Source organism: Streptomyces sp. NPDC093097 (assembly GCF_044754325.1).
Classification (GTDB): Bacteria; Actinomycetota; Actinomycetes; order Streptomycetales; family Streptomycetaceae; genus Streptomyces.
On the sequence record NZ_JBIVOW010000037.1, the window covers coordinates 46,403 to 53,817 of the forward strand.

Below are 7,415 nucleotides of genomic sequence, written 5' to 3' on the forward strand. Positions count from 1 at the left end.
CGCAAGACGAAAGCCTTTCGGTCGGAGCCTCAGAGGGCGGACTGGCAGGACTGGGCCAGGAGGTTGGCGGTCTGGAGGCGGTAGACGTCGCGCACGGAACAGGGCAGGCCGACGTCGCGGATCTTCGCCGCGAGCCGCATGGCGTCCAGGGACGAGCCACCAAAGTCGAAGAAGTTGTCGTCCTCAGAGAGCGCAGGCGCGCAGAGGACCTCCCGCATGCAGGTGAGGACGACGCCGGGCTTCGTGTGTTCGGGGGCGCTGCGCCCGGCCGAGGGGACGCTGGCTTCGGCGGCAGCGGGCGGCTCGCGCAGGACACTCATGTCGACCTTGCCGTTGCGCGTCATGGGCAGCGCGGGCAGGACGACGACGCGGGACGGTACGAGGTAGTCGGGCAACGTCTCTTGCAGACGAGCGCGCAGCGCCCGCGCAGTGAGGTGCACACCATCGTCCGGAACCACGATGGCACCCAGGTACTTGCCGCGTTCTCCGCCGTCCAGCGCGTGTACGGCCACGTCCGCCACCTCCGGCTGCGCCCGGATCACATGGTCGACCTCGCCGGGCTCGACCCGGTATCCCCGGATCTTCACCTGCTGGTCGGCGCGGCCGACGAATTTGAGGCCGGATGCTGACCAGTAGCCGATGTCACCGGTCCGATACATGCGTGCGCCGGAGCCGCCGACGGGATCGGCGACGAAGCGGCCGTGCGCGGTTTGGTCGGCGGAGAGGTATCCCACAGCCACTCCGTCGCCAGCGATGCAGATCTCTCCCAGACATCCCGGCGGTACGGGCTTGAGGGCCCGATCGAGCACATGGATCCGGGTTCCCGCGGTCGGGTCTCCGAGCGGCAGGCGCTTGAGCCCGCTCAAGTCGGTTGAGGCGTCGATGCCCACGGTCGTGACGAACGTGGTCGTCTCCGTGGGGCCGTAAGTGTGCAGAACAACGAGATCCGGGCAGGCACTCAGCACCTGCCGGACGGATTCGACCGTCACGACGTCACCGCCGGTGACCACGGTCTTCAGGCCCGCGAAGCAGGCGGGGTCGGTCTGGGCGAGGGCGCGGAAGAGCCCGGCCGTCACGTGCAGGGCTGTGGCCCCCGACTCCTCGACGAGCCATCGGTAGTCCGCCAGGTCGAACTGCTGGTCCGGCGCGACGAAGACGGTGTTGCCGCGAACGAGCGGGACCCAGATCTCGTAGGTTGCGGCGTCGAAGCTGTGCGGCGCGTGGAAAACGACGACCTCGTGTCCGCTGTCGAAGCCGGGGTCCGCGGCGAACGACAGCAGGTTGGCGTGTGACAAACCGATGGCCTTGGGCCGGCCGGTCGTCCCTGAGGTGGTCATCACGCACAGCAGATCGTGTATCTCGGGTCCGTTCGTATGCTCACCGGTCTCCGGCGTGCCGGAGACGTCCGTGAGGCGCGCCAACGACAGGTGCTGCACCCCGTTGACGTCCGGCGCGTCCCCACCCGTGATCAGCCAGGTCGATCCCACAGAGCTCATCAGATCCCTGAGCCGCTGCGGCGAGGAGTCGGACGGCAGCGGCAGGTAGGCGGCGCTCAGCCCGGCGACGGCGAGCATCGTCTCGATCACGCCGACGCCGCGCGGCAGGCTGAGGGCCACGACGTCCCCGGCCCGGACCCCCTTGCGCAGGAGCCCGGCCCGCACACTGCGGGCATGCGCCATCAACTCCGTGTAGCTCGTGGTGGAGTCGGTCGTCCTCAGGGCGGGGGCTGAGGGCGTCTCGCGCTCCCACCGTGCGACGGCGTCCCACAGTGTGTTGGCCGGAAGCACGCTCGGAGCTCCGGTTCCCCGTCGGACGACGGCGTTCCGCTCGGCGTCCGACATTAGCGCGAGCGAGCCGATCGGCTCCTCAGGAGAATCGTGGATTCCGCCCAGCAGGACGTACCACGCATCGACCAGCGCGACGACCAGCTGCGGCGAGAGCACCTCGTGGGCGTACTCGGCGACGCCGATGAGCCGGCTGTCCGAAACGGCGAAGGACACGGCCAGGTCGAAGCCTGAGACCCCCATGTCGATGTGCACAGGAGCGCACTCCACGCCCTCGACCGACCGGAACCACCCGTCGTCCTCTTCATTGACGACGAGCATCGTCTGCGCCAAAGGCACGCGGGAGATGTCCCGTTCGGCGCCAGCCAGCGCGACGATGCGGTCCAGGCCGCAGTCGGAGTGCTCCAGAGCCTCCAGGAGAAGATCCCGTGCCGACTCGACGAAGCGGTCGCTCGGCACAGTCGCGTTGATCTTCATGCGCACGGGCAGCGTGCGCATGTGCATGCCGATCGCGTCGGCGGTCTCATGCCGGTGGCGCCCGGAGAAGGCCGTGGCGACGACCACGTCGTCCTGGCGGGCGAAGCGGCCGAGGACGGCCGTGAAGCTGGCGAGCAGGACGGAGGTCACAGTCCCGCCCACCCGGTCTGCCACGGCCTCAACCCGCGGCAGCAGGTCTGACCAGTCGAACCGGTGGGCTCGGCCAGCGCCACTGAGTGCCTCCGGCCGCTGTTTCGCGGAGAGTTCGAGCATGGGCGGAGGGCCCGGGAAGACCTTCCGCCAGTAGGCCTCCGTGGCCGGACTCGGTTCCCGGTCCACGGGTGCGGTGAACGGGTAGCGCGACGGTTGAAGCGACCCTCCGTTGTACGCGGCCTCCAGACGGTGCATGAAGAGCGTACGGGACGCGCCGTCGAACACGACGTGGTGTGCGACCGCGGCCAGAACAGTACGGCCCCCGTGGCAGCGCAGCACGACGCAACGGAAAAGCGCCTCACCCTCGGCGAAAGGGCGGGTGCAGACGTCCTTCACGATAGCCTCGGCCTGCCGTTCGGCGTCGGCCGGTGACTCGCAGGTGAGGTCGAGGAGCGCGGCTCGCGGCGGCTTCGAGACCGGAATGGTCCAGTAGGTACCCGCCTCCGCGGAGAGTGCGCGCGTGAGGGCGGTCTCGTTCACCACCACAGCATCCACCGCTCGGCATAGCCGTTCCGCATCGACGTCGCCGGTCAGTTCGAAGAGCAGGGGCACGTGGTAGACGGGCTTCTCGTCGCCGAACAGCTGCTGCATGAAGACAAGCGAGGACTGGTCGGAGGACAGGGGCTGACGGTCGCCTCTTCGTTCAGTGGCCGCCGCTTCTGCCGGGCCGACCTCGTGCGCTGCTTCCACGGCGAGGGCGAGGGCACGCGGAGTCCGGTGCCGGAAGGCCGTACCCGGGGGCAGCGCGGCGGACACCGTCTTCTCGATCGTCGCCATGACCCGAAGAGCGGCGAGCGAGGTGCCGCCGATGGTGAAGAAGTCGTCGTCCCGGGCGACATCCCCGCAGCCGAGCACCTGCTGCCAGATCTCGCCCACGAGGTGCTCGGTCGAGGTCTCCAGGTCCTCGCCCATGTGCCGGGAGGGGAGTGGAGTGAAGGTGCCGGCCGCGAGCGCCTTGCGGTCTACCTTCCCGCTCCGGTTGAGCGGGATGGTCGTGGCGGCCCAATAGCGTGCGGGAACCATGTACTGAGGTAGATGGCTGCGGGCGTGGTCCTGCATGTCCTCCACCGTCAAACCCGGCTCGCGCGGTGTGATCCACGCATGGAGCTGCGGGCGCCCGAGGCTGTCCGGCACCGCCGCGACTGCGATGCCCGCGGTCCCCGGATGGCGTCGCAGCACGGCCTCGACCTCGTCCGGCTCGATCCGGAAGCCGCTGGCCTTGATCTGGGAATCCACCCGGCCCAGGAATTCCAGTTCGCCGGTGATGTCCCGGCGCACTATGTCGCCGGTCCGGTACATGGTCAGCTCCTGCGTACTCCAGGTGCATGGGACGAACTTGGCCGACGTCGCCGCTTTATCGCCGAGGTAGCCAGCGGAGACGGGAACGCCGGCGACGCAGAGTTCTCCCGGCACTCCTGGCGGCAGTCGTCGGCCGAGCGGATCCAGCACCTGGACCTGGGTGCCTTGGACCGGGATGCCGAGAGGCACCTTCCGGGGGACGTCCGCCGCCTTCTCGTAGCGCCGGTCGGTCACCCAGACCGTCGTCTCGGCCGGGCCGTAGGCGACTGTGACGGACCGCCTGGGGTCGGCCTCCAGCATCGCACGGATGACCGTCGCGTCGATGACGTCGCCGCCGGTGAAGATCTCGATGGGACCGTCGATCAGGGTGACGTCGTCCGTCGTGAGGGCCTGGAGGAGTGCGATGGTCATGAACAGCGTGGTCACACTGTGCTGTCTCATGAGCGTGCCCAGAGTCCGCGGTGTGACACGGCCTGGTGGAGCGATTACCACACGGTCGCCGCGAATCAGGGGAGTCCACAGCTCGAAGGTGGCCGCGTCGAAGGACATGGACGAGTGGTGGACGAAGACGCGGCGGTGCTCGCCGGGCAGGGAGTCCGAGTGGAGCGAGAAGTTGAGGACGCTCTCGTGGCGGATTCCGACCGGCTTCGGGATGCCGGTGGACCCCGAGGTGTGAATCACGTGCGTGAGCATGTCGCCTGTGACTGGAACGGTCGTGGCCGACGTGGGAGGAGTCGGGGCCGCCGATGGTGTGTTCGTGTGGAGTCCCCGGATGAGGCACCGGCTGGCGAAGTGCCGGAACAAGACCCGGTCCGACGCGCCGGCGCTGTCCTCGTCGCAGACGCCTGCCTCGCTGTCGACCAGGACCCAGTCGGAGGCGAGGGTGGAAAGTACCTCCAGGTCACGGTTATTGAGGTTCTCGGCGTCGAAACAGCTGTACGCGGCGCCGATGCGCATAACGGCGAGCATGGCGACGACGTGGAAGAGGCCGCGCCTTGTCACGATCGGAACGACGCACCCGGCGACGACTCCCGCGCCCACAAGCTCGTTGGCGAGGACGCCGGAGAGTTGGTCCAGCTCTGCGTAAGTGGTGTCGCCCTCCTGCGTCGTGACCGCAACCCGGTGTGGATCCTGCGCGGCGTGCGCCAGCACTTGAGCCGGAATGCTCGAGTTGGCGAACTGACGGTGCGGTGTCCTGTTCAGGGAGTCTTGGACGTCCGCGTCGGCTTGCCGCACGAGGTCGAGCCGGGCGATCGGACGGTCGCACACATGGTCCCAGCGCGCGCACAGCTCCTGGATCTCCTGAGCGACCGTGTCCAGGGGGAGAATAGAGGCGTAGGACCGCGAAGCGGTCAGGGACAGTACGGGCGTGCCGTGTGCGGAAGGCCGGCCTACCACCACCAGGGACTTGTCCTGTGCGTCACCAGCCTCGTGTGCGGACGCCGACGACAAGAGGAAACCCACCGGTTCGGACGAGGCGGGATCACCTCGCACCGCCCAGTCGGTGTTTCCCTTCAGAAATGCGGCGAGCCGTTCCGCTCGCCCGGCCAGCGTTTCGTTCGGTCGGGAGGTGAATATGCTCTCAGATTGCTCGACCGTGAATTCGTCACCGCGACCGGTACGCCATTGCAGAATGCTGAGAACGACGCTCAGAAGTCGCGCCGATGTCATTTCACCTGCGGCGACACAGTCCGGAATTATGACAGTCTCGGTTACGTGCATGGCTTTCTCTCCTCGCGCGGAAAGATGCGGCTGTGCCGCCGCTCAGGTACGTCACTTGAAAACGCAACAGCACACCGGCTGCCTTGGTGTGCTGATCATACTCACGAACGATTGTTTTGCGAGAGGGGCGCTTTTTGAACGGCGCCCTATCCGCCGTCTCCTTTGCTTGTCGCTCGGGAGCGGAGGTACGGTCTCGAGATATGGTTGGCGTGCGCCCCGTCGACGCGCCTGTGACCGCACCGTGATTCCCTCAGCGTAGTCGGCAAAAACCACGCATGTCCGCTCGCCACAAAAGGGCGAACAGCACTTCTTTCGACCGCCCTCTCCACATTCCGTACCGCTTCCACCGCGATACGAGAAGCCTCCTCCGTTGGCCGCTGGCGGATGCCGGTGGAGACGCCGGGATCGCGACCGTCGTCGCCCAGTTCGTCGGCCACGCGCAGGGACTCGCACAAGCTGCCAGTCCGGCTCAGCCTCTTCCATACGCCCCCGAAAGAGGCACCCGTATGACACCCGCCCTACCGCGGTGGCGGAGCTGACAGAACTGCAACAACACGTTCCGCTCCGAGGATTGAAACGCGCCGCGCGCCGCAAGAAGGGCGCGCCGCCGGACGTCACTGTGCTGTGAGACATCCCATCACTTATGGGTGTCAAGTCAGGCCGCTGCTGGTAGTTAGCCGTGGTGGGCCCAGGCGGTCGTCGTAGTGGGTGCGGGTCTTGAGGCATCCGTGAAGGATGCCGACGAGGCGGTTGCCGACGTGTCGCAGGGCGGGGTTGTAGTCGAGGTCGCGGGCGCGCTGCTTGTCGTAGTAGCGGCGGGCTCCGGGCGAGTTCTGGAGTGCGCAGAATGCCTGGCGCTGGAGGGCGTCGGCGAGGCGGTCGTTGCGGACGAAGCGGGCCTGGACGGTGTGGACCTTGCCGGAGGCCCTCGTGATGGGGCTGGTGCCGGCGTAGTTCTTCCTCGCTTTCGCAGAGATGTAGCGGTCGGGGTCGTCGCCGAACTCGGCCAGCACCCGGGCCCCGACGATCTCGCCGATGCCGGGCATCGACAGGTAGATGTCAGCGTCCGGGTGCGCCCGAAAATGGGCCTTCACCTCGGTCTCCAGCGTGTCTATCTGCTCGTTCAGCGCGATCAGCAGCCGAGCGAGCGCGGTGGCCGCCGCCGCGTAGGCGGCGGTCACGGGCTCGGAGACACCGAGTTGGGGTTCGCGCAGCGTCGCGGCGATGGCGGCGGCCTTCTGGTCCCGGTTTCGGCGGCGGTGCCGGGCGAGGACTGCCGTGGTCTGGGTCTTCGTCAGCTTCTTCCCCGTCTCCGGGGTGGGGGCCTTGACGAGTAGTTCCAGCGCATCGGTGCTGGTCAGCTCCAGCCCGGCGTAGGCGGCCAGGGCGCCGGGGAAGTACTCGCGCAGCGTGTTGCGCAACCGCTGAAAGGTGCGAGTGCGTTCCCAGACCAGGGTCTGGTGGGCGCGGGCGATGACCTTGACGGCCTGGGCCAAGTCGCTGTCGCCGGCGATCGGCCGCAACTGGGCACGGTCGATACGGACCATGTCCGCGAGTGCGTGGGCGTCGCCCTTGTCGCTCTTCGCTCCGGAGGTGCTGTAGCGCTCCTTGAACCGGGCGGCCTGCTTCGGGTTGACGGCGTAGACCTGGTAACCGGCCGCGAGCAGGGCCTGCACCCACGGGCCGCGGTCGGTCTCGATACAGACCACCACGCTCTCGGGCTCCAGGTCCTCCCGGGCCCTGACCCTGGAGTTTGGACACCGTAGACACTGGATCTTGAGGATCTGGGCTTTACTTTTTACCGTTGCGACCGGCTTTGCCGGTCGCAACGGTGTTCTTTTTCTTGGGTGTTGGGTGTGTTTTGCCTGCTGGGTAGCGGGTGCGGGGTGGTCGGGTGGTGCCTGGTGGGCGGCCTGGGCC

Annotated in this window: 2 protein-coding genes; both read right to left on the bottom strand. The window is 67.7% G+C overall.

Annotation, left to right across the window (positions count from 1 at the left end):
- Positions 1-29: 29 nt before the first annotated feature.
- Complete coding sequence (locus ACIQE0_RS36850) at positions 30-5,495, bottom strand: amino acid adenylation domain-containing protein (RefSeq protein WP_402340204.1); 5,466 nt, start codon at positions 5,493-5,495, stop codon at positions 30-32.
- Positions 5,496-6,145: 650 nt separating this feature from the next.
- On the bottom strand, positions 6,146-7,207 hold the full coding sequence (locus ACIQE0_RS36855) for an IS110 family transposase (protein WP_402340207.1): 1,062 nt from the start codon (positions 7,205-7,207) through the stop codon (positions 6,146-6,148).
- Between the last annotated feature and the right edge of the window lie 208 nt (positions 7,208-7,415).

Bases quoted from the DNA above. Each gene is read 5' to 3' on its own strand.
- ACIQE0_RS36850 (WP_402340204.1), bottom strand. From the start codon at position 5,495: ATGCACGTAACCGAGACTGTCATAATTCCGGACTGTGTCGCCGCAGGT.